Source organism: Deltaproteobacteria bacterium (assembly GCA_035063765.1).
Lineage (GTDB): Bacteria > Myxococcota_A > UBA9160 > UBA9160 > PR03 > CAADGG01.
Window position 1 is genome coordinate 1 of sequence record JAPSFT010000044.1, and the last position, 15,483, is coordinate 15,483.

At 69.5% G+C, this 15,483-nt stretch carries 13 protein-coding genes and 1 tRNA gene; all 14 read left to right on the plus strand.

The window, feature by feature from the left end:
- Positions 1 to 121 (plus strand): elongation factor Tu (gene tuf / locus OZ948_19405; protein ID MEB2346886.1); only part of this gene is annotated, 121 nt, incomplete at its 5' end.
- 25 nt (positions 122 to 146) lie between these two features.
- Positions 147 to 222 (plus strand) — tRNA-Trp (locus tag OZ948_19410).
- Between the two features lie 10 nt (positions 223 to 232).
- Positions 233 to 460 (plus strand): preprotein translocase subunit SecE, encoded by a 228-nt coding sequence (gene secE / locus OZ948_19415; protein MEB2346887.1) that lies wholly within the window; start codon positions 233 to 235, stop codon positions 458 to 460.
- A gap of 101 nt (positions 461 to 561) precedes the next feature.
- The gene (gene nusG, locus OZ948_19420) at positions 562 to 1,077 is read left to right on the plus strand and encodes a transcription termination/antitermination protein NusG (protein MEB2346888.1); all 516 of its coding nucleotides are present in this window, start codon (positions 562 to 564) and stop codon (positions 1,075 to 1,077) included.
- A gap of 122 nt (positions 1,078 to 1,199) precedes the next feature.
- Complete coding sequence (gene rplK / locus OZ948_19425; protein ID MEB2346889.1) at positions 1,200 to 1,628, plus strand: 50S ribosomal protein L11; 429 nt, start codon at positions 1,200 to 1,202, stop codon at positions 1,626 to 1,628.
- Positions 1,628 to 2,335 (plus strand): 50S ribosomal protein L1, encoded by a 708-nt coding sequence (gene rplA, locus OZ948_19430; protein ID MEB2346890.1) that lies wholly within the window; start codon positions 1,628 to 1,630, stop codon positions 2,333 to 2,335. Before rplK ends, rplA begins: the two co-directional genes overlap by 1 nt.
- Positions 2,336 to 2,348: 13 nt before the next feature.
- Positions 2,349 to 2,894: a 50S ribosomal protein L10 gene (gene rplJ, locus OZ948_19435; GenBank protein ID MEB2346891.1), complete on the plus strand. Its 546-nt coding sequence runs from the start codon at positions 2,349 to 2,351 to the stop codon at positions 2,892 to 2,894.
- Between the two features lie 90 nt (positions 2,895 to 2,984).
- Positions 2,985 to 3,368, plus strand: coding sequence for a 50S ribosomal protein L7/L12 (gene rplL / locus OZ948_19440; protein MEB2346892.1), 384 nt, complete (start codon positions 2,985 to 2,987; stop codon positions 3,366 to 3,368).
- A 165-nt stretch (positions 3,369 to 3,533) separates the two neighbouring features.
- Positions 3,534 to 7,763, plus strand: a complete 4,230-nt coding sequence (gene rpoB, locus OZ948_19445; protein MEB2346893.1) for a DNA-directed RNA polymerase subunit beta — start codon at positions 3,534 to 3,536, stop codon at positions 7,761 to 7,763.
- 13 nt (positions 7,764 to 7,776) lie between these two features.
- On the plus strand, positions 7,777 to 11,946 hold the full coding sequence (gene rpoC, locus OZ948_19450) for a DNA-directed RNA polymerase subunit beta' (protein ID MEB2346894.1): 4,170 nt from the start codon (positions 7,777 to 7,779) through the stop codon (positions 11,944 to 11,946).
- A gap of 413 nt (positions 11,947 to 12,359) precedes the next feature.
- Positions 12,360 to 12,731 (plus strand): 30S ribosomal protein S12, encoded by a 372-nt coding sequence (rpsL, locus tag OZ948_19455; GenBank protein ID MEB2346895.1) that lies wholly within the window; start codon positions 12,360 to 12,362, stop codon positions 12,729 to 12,731.
- A gap of 10 nt (positions 12,732 to 12,741) precedes the next feature.
- Positions 12,742 to 13,212, plus strand: coding sequence for a 30S ribosomal protein S7 (gene rpsG, locus OZ948_19460; GenBank protein ID MEB2346896.1), 471 nt, complete (start codon positions 12,742 to 12,744; stop codon positions 13,210 to 13,212).
- A gap of 33 nt (positions 13,213 to 13,245) precedes the next feature.
- A complete protein-coding gene (fusA, locus tag OZ948_19465; protein ID MEB2346897.1) occupies positions 13,246 to 15,315 on the plus strand; it encodes an elongation factor G in 2,070 nt (689 codons plus the stop codon).
- A gap of 48 nt (positions 15,316 to 15,363) precedes the next feature.
- On the plus strand, positions 15,364 to 15,483 hold a 120-nt coding region (locus OZ948_19470), incomplete at its 3' end, for a GTP-binding protein (GenBank protein ID MEB2346898.1).

The window sequence follows — 15,483 nt, forward strand, 5'->3', positions numbered from 1 at the left end:
CAACATCGAGATGGTGGTGAATCTCATCACGCCGATCGCGATGGACAAGGAGCTGCGCTTCGCGATCCGCGAGGGCGGCCGCACGGTGGGTGCGGGCGTCGTCGCCGAGATCGTCGAGTAGAGGTGGCAGGGGTCGAAGCGATTCTAGGCGCGTAGCACAACTGGTAGTGCACCGGACTCCAAATCCGGGGGTTGGGGGTTCGAGTCCCTCCGCGCCTGCCACGGAGATGAGATGGCCAAGGACGTCGTAGAGCGGGAGTCGGCCTCCGGGGGGTGGGTACAGGCCACCCGGGGCTACCTCGAGGACGTCCTGGCCGAGCTGCGGAAGGTCACCTTCCCGCAGCGCAAGGAGGCGGTTGCGGGCACGGTCGGCGTGATCGTGGTCGTCGGTGTGATCACGCTGGTGCTCGGGGTGGTGGACATGGTCCTCGCCTGGGGCGTGGGGAAGGTGCTGCCGTGAGCGAAGAGACGCCGCCGCTGCCTTCCGGGCCCCGGGAGGAGCAGGACCGGCCGGCGGAGAGCCGGCCGGCACCCGCGCCGCCCGCGGAGAAGCGCTGGTACATCGTGCACACGTACTCGGGGCACGAGCAGAAGGCGAAGCAGGGCCTGCTCGAGGCCGCGCGGCTGAAGGGCAAGGAAGGCCTCTTCGACGAGATCCTGATCCCGGAGGAGCAGGTGGTCGAGGTCGTGAAGGGGGAGAAGCGCACCTCGAAGCGCAAGTTCTTCCCCGGCTACATCCTCGTCCGGATGGTCCTCAACGACGAGACCTGGCACATCGTGCGGGGCACCCCGCGCATCACCGGCTTCGTCGGAGGCGGCGGCAACAAGCCCACCCCGATCTCCGACGACGAAGTGGCGCGCATGACCGCGCAGATCAAGGAAGGCGCGGTCAAGCCCAAGCCCAAGATCAAGTTCGAGGAGGGCGAGAACGTGCGCGTGACGAGCGGCCCGTTCGCGAACTTCCAGGGCTTCGTCGACGAGGTCCGCCCGGACAAGGAGAAGGTCCGGGTCATGGTGCAGGTCTTCGGCCGGGCCACCCCGGTGGAGCTCGACTACACGCAGCTCGAGAAGGCGTAACGGCGCGCGATCGCTACGGACGGCGGGCACGCCGCCGCTGCCCTTGCATCCCGCGCGCTTGCAGCGGATGAGCCCGGCGAGCCGGGACGGGCCAGGACGAGACGGAACGGAGAAGGGCGCAAGTGGCAAAGAAGGTCGTCGCGATCGTGAAGCTGCAGTGCCCCGCCGGTGCGGCCAACCCCGCGCCCCCGGTGGGCCCCGCGCTCGGCCAGCACGGCGTCAACATCATGGAGTTCTGCAAGGCGTTCAACGCACGCACGCAGGACAAGCAGGGGCTGATCATTCCGGCGCTGATCACGATCTACGCCGATCGCAGCTTCACCTTCGAGCTGAAGACGCCGCCGGCCGCGGTCCTGCTCAAGAAGGCCGCGAAGGTCGAGAAGGGCTCGGGCGAGCCCAACCGCACCAAGGTCGGCACCGTCACGAAGGCACAGGTACGGGAGATCGCGCAGCTCAAGCTGCCGGATCTCAATGCCAACGACATCGATGCCGCGATGAACATCGTCGCCGGGACGGCCCGCTCGATGGGCCTCGACGTGGTGGAGGGCTGATGCCGCAGAGCAAGCGGATGAAGGCGTCGCTGGCCGCGGTCGACCGCACGCGGGCGTACCCGCTGCGCGAGGCCGTGGACATCCTGAAGGCCGCCCCGACCACCAAGTTCGACGAGAGCGTCGACCTCGCGGTGAACCTCGGTGTCGACCCCAAGCACGCGGACCAGATGGTGCGCGGCGGCATCGTCCTGCCGCACGGCACGGGCAAGACCGTGCGCATCCTGGTCTTTGCCAAGGGCGAGAAGGAGAAGGAGGCGCGCGAGGCGGGCGCCGACTTCGTGGGCGCCGACGACCTGGCCAAGAAGATCACCGACGAGAGCTGGCTCGACTTCGACCGCGTGATCGCGACGCCCGACATGATGGGCGTGGTGGGGCGGCTCGGGCGCGTGCTCGGCCCGCGCGGGCTCATGCCCAACCCGAAGCTCGGCACCGTCACGATGAACGTCGCGCAGGCGGTGGCGGAGCAGAAGGGCGGCAAGGTCGAGTACCGGGTCGAGAAGGCCGGCATCGTCCACGTCGCGGTGGGCAAGAAGTCGTTCAGCGCGGAGCAGCTGGTCGAGAACGCGACGGCGCTGATCGACGCCCTGGTCCGCGCCAAGCCCTCGGCGGCGAAGGGCACCTATCTCAAGAAGATCACCCTCTCCACCACGATGGGCGCCGGCGTACGGATCGACCCGGCCTCCGTGGCAGTGACCAAGGCGGCGTGAGGAGGAGCGAGCCGTGCTGACGCGCGCGCAGAAGGAGACCGAGGTCGCGGAGCTGCAGGAGCGGTTCTCGCGGGCCAGCAGTGTGTTCGTCGCCGAGTACCGCGGCCTCACGGTCGCGGCGGTGGACGCGCTGCGCGCCAAGCTGCGGGCCGCCGGCGGCGCCGACTTCGAGTATCGCGTGACGAAGAACACGCTGGTGCGGCGGGCCGCCCTGGGCGCCGACGGCGAGGCGCTCGCCGGGCACCTGAAGGGCCCGACCGCGCTGGCCTTCTCGTTCGGTGACCCGGCGCGGCTCGCCAAGGTGCTGGTCGACTACGCCAGGGACCACGAGGTCTTCAAGCTGCGCGGCGGCGTGATGGACGGGCATCCGCTCGGCGCCGCCGAGATCGCGACGCTTGCGACGCTGCCCTCGCTCGACGAGCTGCGCGCCAAGCTCGTCGGCCTGATCCAGGCACCGGCCACGAAGGTGGCCGGCGTGCTCGCCGCGCCTGCCGGGCAGCTGGCGCGGCTCCTGGCCGCGCGCCAGAAGAGTCTCGAGGAGGCGGCGGGCGCCTCCTGATCGCTGCTCCGGAGCGGGAGACCGCTCCGATCCACTGCGCCGGGCCGCGGGAGGCCCGGCGGCACGACTCGAAGGAAAGGTCCAACAGTCATGGCTGCTGATCTCAACACGATCGTCGACACGCTCTCGAGCCTCACGGTGATGGAGGCCGCCGAGCTGGCGAAGCTGCTCGAGGAGAAGTGGGGCGTCTCCGCCGCCGCGCCGGTGGCGGTGGCAGCCGCGGCCGGCCCGGGCGCTGCGGCCGCCGCGCCGGCCGAGGAGAAGACCGAGTTCGACGCGATCCTCCTCAGTGCGGGCGACAAGAAGATCCAGGTCATCAAGGAGGTGCGCGCGATCACGGGCCTTGGCCTCAAGGAGGCCAAGGACCTCGTCGAGGGCGCACCGAAGCCGATCAAGGAAGGCGTCTCCAAGGACGAGGCCGCGAAGATCAAGGCCCAGGTCGAGGCGGCGGGCGGCCAGGTCGACGTCAAGTAGCGGATTCCTGGCCCGCCGGCGTGCGCGGCGCGCCGGCGGGGCTCCGCCGGAGCGCCGCGGCGTGCCGGCCATCCGTCGCGGCCCGACGCGCGACGGGCGCCCGGCGCCCGCGTCTCCTGCCGCAGCCATCCACTCCGTCTGGAGGGCACACCGAGCGTGACCGAGATCCAGTTCTCCGAGAATGCACCCCGGGTTCGCAAGAACTTCTCGAAGATCCCCGGGATCCTCGAGATCCCCAACCTGATCGAGATCCAGAAGCAGTCCTTCGAGCGTTTCCTCCAGACGCAGATCGAGCTGGAGAAGCGTGAGAACACGGGCCTGCAGGCGGTCTTCCACTCGATCTTCCCGATCAAGGACTTCAACGACACCGCGTCGCTCGAGTTCGTCGGCTACGTGCTCGAGGAGCCGAAGTACGACGTCCAGGAGTGCCTGCAGCGCGGCATGACCTATGCCGCGCCCTTCAAGGTGACGATCCGGCTCGTGGCATGGGACGACGCCGAGGGCTCGCAGACGATCCGCGACGTGAAGGAGCAGGAGGTCTACTTCGGGGAGATCCCGATCATGACCGACAACGGCACCTTCATCATCAACGGCACCGAGCGCGTGATCGTCTCGCAGCTGCACCGCTCGCCCGGCATCTTCTTCGACACCACCACCTCGTCGACGGTCAGTGCCGCCGGCAAGAAGATCTTCTCGTGCCGCGTGATCCCCTACCGCGGCTCGTGGCTCGACCTCGAGTTCGACCACAAGGACCTGCTCTACGCCCGTATCGACCGCCGCCGCAAGATCTTCGCGACGGTGCTGCTGAAGGCGCTCGGCTACACGACCGAGGAGCTGCTCGACCACTTCTACAAGCCCGAGACGATCCGCAGCGAGCTCGACGGCAAGAAGCCGCGCTACCTGAAGCGGGTGGTCCCGGAGCTCCTCGAGGGACAGCGCGCCACGGCCGACGTGAAGGACGAGGCCGGCAACCTGCTGCTGCGCAAGGACCGCAAGTTCAACAAGGCCACGTTGCGCCGGATGGCGGAAGCCGGCCTCGAGTGGATCCCGATCGGTGTCGACGACCTGGTCCGGGAGGACAACGTCAAGCGCGTGTCGCCGGTCGACCTCGTCGACGAGGAGACCGGCGAGGTCATCATCGAGTGCAACGAGGAGCTCACCCAGGCCCACCTGGACCAGTTCCTGGCCCGCAACATCCACGAGTTCCGGGTGCTCTATCTCGACCCGGTGCTGACCGGGACGTCGATGCGCGACACCCTGCTCGCCGACAAGCCGCGCGAGCAGCGCGACGCCGCCGCCGGCCTCGCCGAGCAGGACAGCGCGATCATCGAGATCTACAAGCGCCTGCGCCCGGGCGACCCGCCCACGCTCGACACCGCGAAGACCCTGTTCCACAACCTCTTCTTCAACCCCGAGCGCTACGACCTCTCGCGGGTGGGCCGGCTCAAGCTGGACCACAAGCTCTCCTTCGATCCCGACGCCCGGGCGCTCTGGCATCCGAACGGCGCCAACGCCCCCGCCGAGGAGATCCCGCTCCGCGAGCTTCCGACCCTGCGCCGCGACGACATCCTCGCCGCCGTCAAGTACCTGGTGGACCTCAAGAACGGTGCCGATCCCAGCAAGCGGATCGACGACATCGACCACCTCGGCAACCGCCGCGTGCGCGTGGTCGGCGAGCTGCTCGAGAACCAGTACCGGATCGGGCTGGTGCGCATGGAGCGCGCGATCAAGGAGCGCATGTCGCTCCAGGAGATCGAGACGCTGATGCCGCACGACCTGATCAACTCCAAGCCCGTCTCGGCGGTGATCAAGGAGTTCTTCGGTTCGAGCCAGCTCTCGCAGTTCATGGACCAGACCAACCCGCTGTCGGCGGTGACCCACAAGCGGCGCCTGTCGGCGCTCGGGCCGGGCGGGCTCACCCGCGAGCGCGCGGGCTTCGAGGTGCGCGACGTGCACCCGACCCACTACGGCCGGATCTGCCCGATCGAGACGCCGGAAGGCCCGAACATCGGGCTCATCGCGTCGCTCTCGACCTTCGCGCGCGTCAACGACTACGGCTTCATCGAGACGCCGTACCGCGTGGTGCGCGACGGCAAGGTCACCAACGAGGTCAAGTACCTGTCGGCGCTCGAGGAGGAGCGGCTCGCGATCGCCCAGGCGAACGCCGTGACCGCCGAGGACGGGAGCTTCCTCGCCGAGCTCGTGCAGGCGCGCCGTGCCGGTGAGTTCCAGATGACGCCGCGCGAAGAGATCGACATGATGGACGTGTCGCCGAACCAGTTGGTGTCGGTGGCCGCCTCGCTGATCCCCTTCCTCGAGCACGACGACGCCAACCGCGCGCTGATGGGATCGAACATGCAGCGCCAGGCCGTGCCGCTGCTGCGCACCCAGGCGCCGCTGGTCGGGACCGGCATGGAGGCGGTGGTGGCGCGCGACTCGGGCGTCACCGTGGTCGCCAAGCGCGACGGCGCGGTGGTGTCGGTGGACGCGAGCCGCATCGTGATCAAGCCCGACGAGGACGACGGCACCGGCTCGAACGTCGACATCATCAACCTGATCAAGTACCAGCGCTCCAACCAGAACACCTGCATCAACCAGCGTCCGATCGTGACGCCGGGCGACCGCGTGCGGCGCGGGCAGGTGATCGCCGACGGCCCCGCCACCGAGCGCGGGGAGCTGGCGCTCGGCTGCAACATGGTCGTCGCCTTCATGCCCTGGGGCGGGTACAACTTCGAGGACTCGATCCTGATCGCCGAGCGGGTGGTCAAGGACGACTCGTTCACCTCGGTGCACATCGAGGAGTTCGAGTGCGTCGCCCGCGACACCAAGCTCGGCAAGGAGGAGATCACCCGCGACATCCCGAACGTCGGCGAGGAGGCGCTCAAGGACCTCGACGAGTCGGGGATCGTGCGGATCGGCGCGGAGGTCAATCCGGACGACATCCTGGTCGGCAAGATCACGCCGAAGGGGGAGACCCAGCTCTCGCCCGAGGAGCGCCTGCTGCGCGCCATCTTCGGCGAGAAGGCGGGCGACGTGCGCGACACCTCGCTGCGCGTTCCGCCCGGCGTGTCGGGGATCGTGATCGGCGCGCAGGTCTTCTCGCGCCGCGGCGTCGAGAAGGACGAGCGTGCCCGCGCGATCGAAGAGCAGGAGATCGACCGCCTGCGCAAGGACCAGGAGGACGAGGTCCGCATCATCCGCGAGAGCGCGCTCGCCCGGGTGCGCGAGCTGCTGACGGGCAAGAGCGCCGCGAACCGGGTAGGCGACGAGCGCCGCAAGGAGGTGTGGCTCAACCCCGGCGACACGGTGACCGCCGAGATCCTGGCCCAGATCCCGCAGCGCCGCTGGAAGGACGTGCAGGTCAGCGACGCGCGGGTCCAGGACCAGGTCGAGCGCGTGTTCCAGAACATCGAAGAGCGCTCGGGCGTGATCAAGACGGTCTTCGACGAGAAGATCGCCCGGCTCAAGAAGGGCGACGAGCTGCCGCCCGGTGTGTTCAAGATGGTCAAGGTCTACGTGGCCATCAAGCGCAAGCTGTCGGTCGGTGACAAGATGGCCGGCCGCCACGGCAACAAGGGCGTGATCTCGCGCATCCTCCCCGAGGAGGACATGCCCTACATGGCCGACGGGCGGCCGGTCGACATCGTGCTGAATCCGCTCGGCGTGCCCTCGCGCATGAACGTGGGGCAGATCCTCGAGACGCACCTCGGCTGGGCCGCGCGCGGGCTCGGGCAGCACGTGCAGGAGCTGCTCGAACAGCAGCGCGGGGTGCAGGTCGGCGAGCTGCGCAAGAAGCTCCAGGAGCTCTACAACGACGCGGGCATCACGCGCGTCCTGGCCGGTGCCGGCGACGAGGCGATCCTGTCGCTGGCCCGCGACGTGGCGAGCGGCGTCCACGTCGCCACCGCCGTCTTCGACGGCGCCGGCGAGGGCGAGATCAAGCGCGAGCTCGAGCGCGCGCAGGTGCCGACGAGCGGGCAGATGGTGCTCTTCGACGGGCGCAGCGGCGAGCCCTTCGACGGCGACGTGACGGTCGGTGTGCTCTACATGCTGAAGCTCCACCACCTCGCCGACGACAAGATCCACGCCCGCTCGATCGGCCCGTACAGCCTGGTCACCCAGCAGCCGCTGGGCGGCAAGGCCCAGTTCGGCGGCCAGCGGCTCGGCGAGATGGAGGTCTGGGCGATGGAGGCCTACGGCGCCGCCTTCGCGCTCCAGGAGTTCCTCACCGTCAAGTCGGACGACGTGGGCGGGCGCACCCGCATGTACGAGTCGATCGTGAAGGGCGAGCACGCTCTCGAGCCCGGCCTGCCGGAGAGCTTCAACGTGCTCGTCAAGGAGCTCATGGCCCTCGGCCTCGACGTCGACCTCGTCGAGGACAAGCAGCTCACCTGAGGAGGTGAACCTCTTGCGCGACCTGTACAACCTGTTCGAGAAGCCGAAGGACCCGCTCGCCTTCGACAGCATCCGGATCTCGATCGCTTCTCCGGACAAGATCCGCGAATGGTCCCACGGCGAGGTCAAGAAGCCGGAGACCATCAACTACCGCACCTTCAAGCCGGAACGGGACGGGCTCTTCTGCGCGAAGATCTTCGGCCCCGTGAAGGACTACGAGTGCAACTGCGGCAAGTACAAGCGCATGAAGCACCGCGGCGTCGTGTGCGAGAAGTGCGGCGTCGAGGTGATCCAGTCGAAGGTGCGCCGGGAGCGCATGGGCCACATCACCCTGGCGACGCCAGTGGCCCACATCTGGTTCCTGAAGTCGCTGCCGAGCCGGATCGGCAACATCCTCGAGGTGTCGCTGCGCGACCTCGAGCGCGTGCTCTACTTCGAGTCGTACATCGTGATCGACCCGCGCGAGACCGACCTCGAGGTCGGCGAGCTGCTGGGCGACGACAAGCTGCTCGAGGCGCGCGAGAAGTACGGCCGCGACGCCTTCGAGGTCGGGATCGGCGCCGAGGCCGTGCGCGAGCTGCTCGCGAAGATCGACGTCGAGGGCGAGTGCAAGCGCCTGCGCGGCGAGATGCGCGAGGCCACCAGCGAGGCCAAGCGCAAGAAGATCGCCAAGCGCCTCAAGGTGCTCGACGCGTTCCGCGAGTCCACGAACCGCCCCGAGCACATGATCCTCGAGGTGGTGCCCGTGCTCCCGCCCGACCTGCGGCCGCTGGTGCCGCTCGACGGCGGGCGCTTCGCGACGAGCGACCTGAACGACCTCTACCGGCGCGTGATCAACCGCAACAACCGGCTCAAGCGCCTCCAGGAGCTGAACGCGCCCGAGGTCATCATCCGCAACGAGAAGCGGATGCTGCAGGAGGCGGTGGACGCCCTCTTCGACAACGGCCGGCGCGGGCGCGTGATCACGGGCCCCTCGAAGCGGCCGCTCAAGTCGCTCTCCGACATGCTGAAGGGCAAGTCGGGCCGCTTCCGCCAGAACCTGCTCGGCAAGCGCGTCGACTACTCCGGGCGCTCGGTGATCGTGGTCGGGCCCGAGCTGCGCCTGCACCAGTGCGGGCTGCCGACGCGCATGGCGCTCGAGCTCTTCAAGCCCTTCATCTACTCGAAGCTCGAGCAGCGCGGCTACGTGACGACGATCAAGGCCGCCAAGAAGATGGTCGAGAAGGAGCGCCCGGAGGTCTGGGACATCCTGGCCGAGGTGGTGCGCGAGCACCCGGTCATGCTGAACCGGGCGCCGACGCTGCACCGGCTGGGCATCCAGGCCTTCGAGCCGCAGCTGATCGACGGCAAGGCGATCCAGCTGCACCCGCTCGTGTGCGCGGCCTACAACGCGGACTTCGACGGCGACCAGATGGCCGTACACGTTCCGCTCTCGATCGAGGCGCAGATCGAGACCCGCGTCCTCATGATGTCGACCAACAACATCCTGTCGCCGGCAACCGGGCGGCCGATCATCGGCCCCACGCAGGACATCGTGCTCGGCTGCTACTACATGACCCGCGAGCGCCCCGGGGCGCGCGGGGAGGGCATGCGCTTTGCGAGCCCGATGGAGGTGGTCGCTGCCTTCGACGGCGGCGCGCTCGACCTGCACGCGCGGATCGAGGTTCGCATCGACGGCAAGCGCGTCGAGAGCACGGCGGGCCGGATCCTGCTGCGCGAGATCGTACCCGCGGAGATCCCCTTCGAGATCATCAACAAGGTGATGGACAAGAAGGCGCTCGGCGAGCTGATCGACCAGGCCTACCGCCGGCTCGGCAACAAGGCCACGGTGATCCTGGCCGACCGCCTGCGCACGCTCGGCTACCAGTACGCGACCAAGGCCGGCATCTCGTTCTGCGTCGACGACATGACGATCCCTGCCGACAAGGAGCGGATCATCGGGGGCGCCAACGAGCAGGTCCGCGAGATCGAGGCGCAATACCAGGAGGGCCTGATCACCGACGGCGAGCGCTACAACAAGGTGATCGACATCTGGGCGGACGCGACCGAACGCGTGTCGTCGCAGATGATGCAGAACATCGGGACCGAGGTGCGGCGCGACGCGGACGGCAACGACGTGCGCGTGCCGAGCTTCAACTCGATCTACATGATGGCCGACTCGGGCGCCCGTGGCTCGGCGCAGCAGATGCGCCAGCTCGCCGGGATGCGCGGGCTCATGGCGAAGCCATCGGGCGAGATCATCGAGACGCCGATCACCTCGAACTTCCGCGAGGGGCTCTCGGTGCTCCAGTACTTCATCTCGACGCACGGCGCGCGCAAGGGTCTCGCCGACACCGCGCTCAAGACCGCCAACTCGGGCTACCTGACGCGGCGTCTCGTGGACGTCGCCCAGGACATGATCATCCGCCAGCCCGACTGCGGGACGACCGACGGCCTCGAGATGGGGCCGCTCGTCGAGGGCGGCGAGGTGATCGAGGCGATCGGCGAGCGCATCCTCGGCCGGGTCACGGTCGAGGACGTGGTGGATCCGCGCGACCGTGCGGTGATCGTGCGCGCGGGCGAAGAGGTCGACGAGGCGAAGGTGCAGCGCATCGAGGACGCCGGCATCGAGCGGGTGAAGATCCGCTCGGTGCTGACCTGCGAGGCGCCCTTCGGCGTGTGCGTGCTGTGCTACGGGCGCGACCTGGCGCGCGGCGAGATGGTGAACCTGGGCGAGGCCGTCGGGGTGATCGCGGCACAGTCGATCGGCGAGCCGGGGACGCAGCTCACCATGCGCACCTTCCACATCGGTGGTACGGCGACACGGCGCGCCGAGCAGTCGAGCGCCGAGGCGCGCAGCGAGGGCGAGGCGCGCTACCTGAACCTGCGCACGGTGGAGGACCGCCAGGGGCGCCAGATCGCGAGCAACCGGCACGGCGAGGTCGTGGTCTACGACGCCACCGGGCACGAGCGCGAGCGGCACCCGGTCGTCTACGGCGCATGGGTGCGCGTGACGGACGGCGAGGCGGTGAAGGCCGGCGCGATGCTCCTCGAGTGGGACCCCTTTGCGAACCCGCTGCTGGCCGAGGTGAAGGGCACGGCGCGCTTCGGCGACATCACCGAGGGTGTCACGATGCGGGAGCAGGTGGACGAGTTCACCGGCCTCGCCTCGAAGGTGATCGTCGAGTCCAAGGACCCGTCGCTCCAGCCTCGCATCTCGATCCTCGACGCGGACGGCCAGACGCTGCACGAGAAGCTGATGCCGGTGGGTGCCTACCTGGCCGTCACCGACGGCGACGCGGTGGCGGCGGGCGACGTGGTCGCGCGCATCCCGCGCGAGATCACGCGGACCAAGGACATCACCGGGGGGCTCCCGCGCGTGGCGGAGCTCTTCGAGGCGCGCAAGCCGAAGGAGACGGCGATCGTCACCGAGATCGACGGCGTGGTGTCCTTCGGCACCGACGTGCGCGGCAAGCGGCGCCTGCTGGTGACGCCGGACGAGGGCGGCGAGCCGCGGGAATACCTGATCCCGAAGGGCAAGCACATCGCAGTGCACGAGGGCGACCGGGTGCGGGCGGGCGAGGCGCTGATGGACGGCTCCTCGAACCCGCACGACATCCTGCGGATCTCGGGCGTGAAGGAGCTGGCCAAGTACCTGGTCGACGAGGTGCAGGAGGTCTACCGCCTGCAGGGCGTCAAGATCAACGACAAGCACATCGAGACGATCGTGCGCCAGATGCTCCGGCGCGTGCGCATCAAGGAGGCCGGCGACACCGACTTCCTGGTCGGCGAGCAGGTCGAGAAGAGCCTCTTCGAGGCCGCCAACGCGCGGGTGCGCGCCGAGGGCAAGGCCGAGGCCACGGCGGAGCCGCTGCTGCTCGGGATCACCAAGGCCTCGCTCTCGACCGAGTCGTTCATCTCGGCGGCCTCCTTCCAGGAGACCACCAAGGTGCTGACCGAGGCGGCGATCTGGGGCAAGACGGACCGGCTCCACGGGCTCAAGGAGAACGTGATCATGGGCCGGCTGATCCCGGCCGGGACCGGGATGGCGCGCTACGCGAACATCGGGATCCAGATCGACGCGCCGCCCGAGCTGGTGGCCCGGGTGGGCGACGTGCAGGAGCTCGAGGTGCGGCCTCCCGCACAGGCGGCGCCGGCCGCGAGCGAGGAGGCGAGCGCATCCCCGGAGGGGTCTCCGCTCTGAGCGGGGGCTAGCGAGGCCATGCGCGCTCGGGTGCGTGGCCTCGCGGGAGGCTCCGGCGCACGGTGTTCCGGGCCGGCTCGTGAACCGGTTGACAGGGGGTCCATCGCCGCTATCGTGCGGCGGATTTTCGACCGAGGCCGCGCTTCCTGCGGCCCGCCCGTGTGTCCGCGAAGAGCCCGCCCGAGCCCGTCCTGCGGTGTTCCGGCCTCTTCGCCATCCGGGAGGGCAGAGGGGGGCGGTTTCTCTGGCGTCCGAGACCACCCGGCCCGCGGCCGGGCAGGGTCGGAGCCACCCGGGGTCGCGCACGGGAGCATGCGCGGCCGGTCACCGCGGCACCGCGAGCGCCGTCGCGACCTCCCGGACGTACAACACGCGTGCGTGTAGACGCCGCGACGGGATCCAACGGAGAGCGCATGCCGACGATCCAGCAGCTGGTGCGAAAGGGCCGCGCGCTCGCGCGCAGCAAGAGCAAGTCGCCCGACCTCGACCGCTCGCCGATGCGGCGGGGCGTCTGCACGCGCGTGTGCACCCAGACGCCCAAGAAGCCGAACTCGGCGCTGCGCAAGGTGGCGCGCGTGCGGCTCACCAACGGCAACGAGGTGTGGGCCTACATCGGCGGCGAAGGACACAACCTCCAGGAGCACTCGGTGGTGCTGGTGCGGGGCGGGCGCGTCAAGGACCTGCCGGGCGTCCGCTACCACGTGGTGCGCGGGACGCTCGACACCCAGGGCGTCGGGAACCGCAAGCAGAGCCGGTCCAAGTACGGCGCCAAGAAGCCCAAGTAGGGAGCATACGATGCCGCGGCGACGAGAAGTTCCGAAGCGCAGGCACCAGGCCGACCCGAAGTATGGCGACCGCCAGCTCGGGTACTTCACGAACATCGTGATGCGTGACGGCAAGAAGAGCACCGCCGAGAGCATCGTCTACGGCGCGTTCGGGATCATCGAGAGCAAGACCCGCAACGACCCGCTGGCGATGTTCCGCCGCGCGCTCGAGAACGTGCGCCCGCGCATCGAGGTGAAGTCGCGCCGCGTGGGCGGCGCCACCTACCAGGTGCCGGTCGAGGTGCGCCCGGAGCGCGCCACCTCGCTCGCGATGCGCTGGCTCGTGCAGTACTCGCGCTCGCGCGGCGGGCGCAGCATGGAGGAGAAGCTCGCCGACGAGCTGATCGACGCCGCCAACGAGCGCGGCGAGGCCGTGAAGAAGCGGGAGGACACCCACCGGATGGCCGACGCCAACAAGGCGTTCGCCCACTACCGGTGGTAGGGACGGCGTAGGGACGCCGCCCGGAGCCAGGGTATGCCGCGTACGACGCCGCTCGAGAGGACGCGCAACATCGGCATCATGGCGCACATCGACGCCGGGAAGACGACGACCACCGAGCGGATCCTCTTCTACACGGGCGTCAACTACAAGATGGGCGAGGTGCACGACGGCGCCGCGACCATGGACTGGATGGAGCAGGAGCAGGAGCGCGGCATCACGATCACGTCGGCCGCGACGACCTGCTCCTGGAACGAGCACAGGGTCAACATCATCGACACGCCGGGACACGTGGACTTCACCATCGAGGTGGAGCGCTCGCTGCGGGTGCTCGACGGCGCGATCGCGGTCTTCGACGCGGTCGCAGGGGTCGAGCCGCAGTCGGAGACGGTCTGGCGCCAGGCGGACAAGTACCGGGTGCCGCGCATCGCGTTCGTGAACAAGATGGACCGGGTCGGCGCGGACTTCGAGCGCTGCCTCGCGATGATGCGCGACCGGCTCGGCGCGCGGCCGGTGCCGGTGCAGCTCCCGCTCGGGGTCGAGGACGGCTTCGTGGGCGTGGTGGACCTGGTCGAGCAGCAGGCGGTGCGCTGGCAGGAGGACGAGCTCGGCGCCCGCTTCGAGCGAGGGCCGGTCCCGCCCGACCTGCAGCCCGCGGTCGAGAGCGCGCGCGAGCGGCTGCTCGAAGCCGCGGCCGAGAGCGACGACGCGCTCACCACCGCCTACCTCGAGGGGGAGGCGATCGCGCCCGACCAGATCCGCAAGGCGCTGCGCGAGGCCACGCTGCGGCTCCAGCTCGTGCCGGTGCTGTGCGGCGCGGCGTTCAAGAACAAGGGCATCCAGCCGCTGCTCGACGCCGTGGTCGCCTACCTGCCGTCGCCGCTCGACGTCCCCGCGGTGGAGGGGACGGATCCGCGCAGCGGCGAGCCGCGCACGCGCAAGGCCGACGACAACGCCCCGTTCTCGGCGCTCGCCTTCAAGCTGATGTCCGACAAGCACGTCGGGCACCTCGGCTACCTGCGCGTCTACTCGGGGCGCATCGAGACGGGCCAGCAAGTCCTCAACGTGCGCCGCGACCGCAAGGAGCGGGTGGGCCGCCTGCTCCAGATGCACGCCAACAAGCGCCAGGAGATCCCGGAGGCCTTCGCCGGCGACATCGTGGCGGTGGTGGGTCTCAAGACGGTGTCGACCGGCGACACGCTGTGCGACCCGCGCCACCCGATCGCGCTCGAGCCCATGGAGTTCCCGGAGCCGGTGATCTCGATCGCGATCGAGCCGAAGACCCAGGCTGACATGGAGCGGCTCGGCGAGTCCCTCGACCGGCTGGCGCAGGAGGACCCCTCGTTCCGGGTCCACACCGACCCGGAGACCGGGCAGACCCTGATCGCCGGCATGGGCGAGCTGCACCTCGAGATCATCTGCGACCGCCTCCTGCGCGAGTTCAAGGTCGACGCCAACGTGGGCCCGCCGCAGGTCGCCTACAAGGAGACCCTCACGCGGGCCGTGCGCGCCGAGGGCCGCTACATCAAGCAGACCGGCGGCTCGGGCGACTATGGCGTGGTGACGGTCGAGGTCGGCCCCAACGAGGCCGGCCAGGGCTTCCTCTTCGAGGACGCCACCAAGGGTGCGCCGATCCCGCGGGAGTTCGTGCCGGCGGTCCGGCACGGCTGCGAGGAGGCGCTCCAGAGCGGTGAGCTCGCCGGCTTCCCGGTCGTGGACGTCCGGGTGCGGCTGCTCGACGGCCAGGCCCACGACGTCGACTCGTCCGAGCGCTCCTTCAAGGTCGCGGGCTCGCTCGCGGTGAAGGAGGCGATGCGCCGCGCCGATCCCGTGCTGCTCGAGCCGATCATGAAGGTCGAGGTGGTGACGCCGGGCGACTTCGTGGGCCCCGTCCAGGGGGATCTCAACGGGCGGCGCGGGCAGCTCACCGGCCTCGAGATGCGCGGCGGCGCGCAGGTGATCCGCGCGGAGGTGCCGCTCGCTGCGATGTTCGGGTACGTGAACAGCCTGCGGTCGATGACGCAGGGCCGCGCCACCTACACGATGCAGTTCTCGCACTACGCGCCGGTGCCCGCGGCCGTCGCGGCGAAGATCGTCAACCGATAGCAGGCCGGGCGGCGGGTACCGCCGGCGAGCCGGAGGATCGAGACAGGCATGGCCAAGGCGAAGTTCGAGCGCACGAAGCCGCACGTGAACGTGGGGACGATCGGTCACGTGGACCACGGCAAGACGACGTTGACGGCGGCGATCACGCAGCGGCAGGCGGCGAAGGGG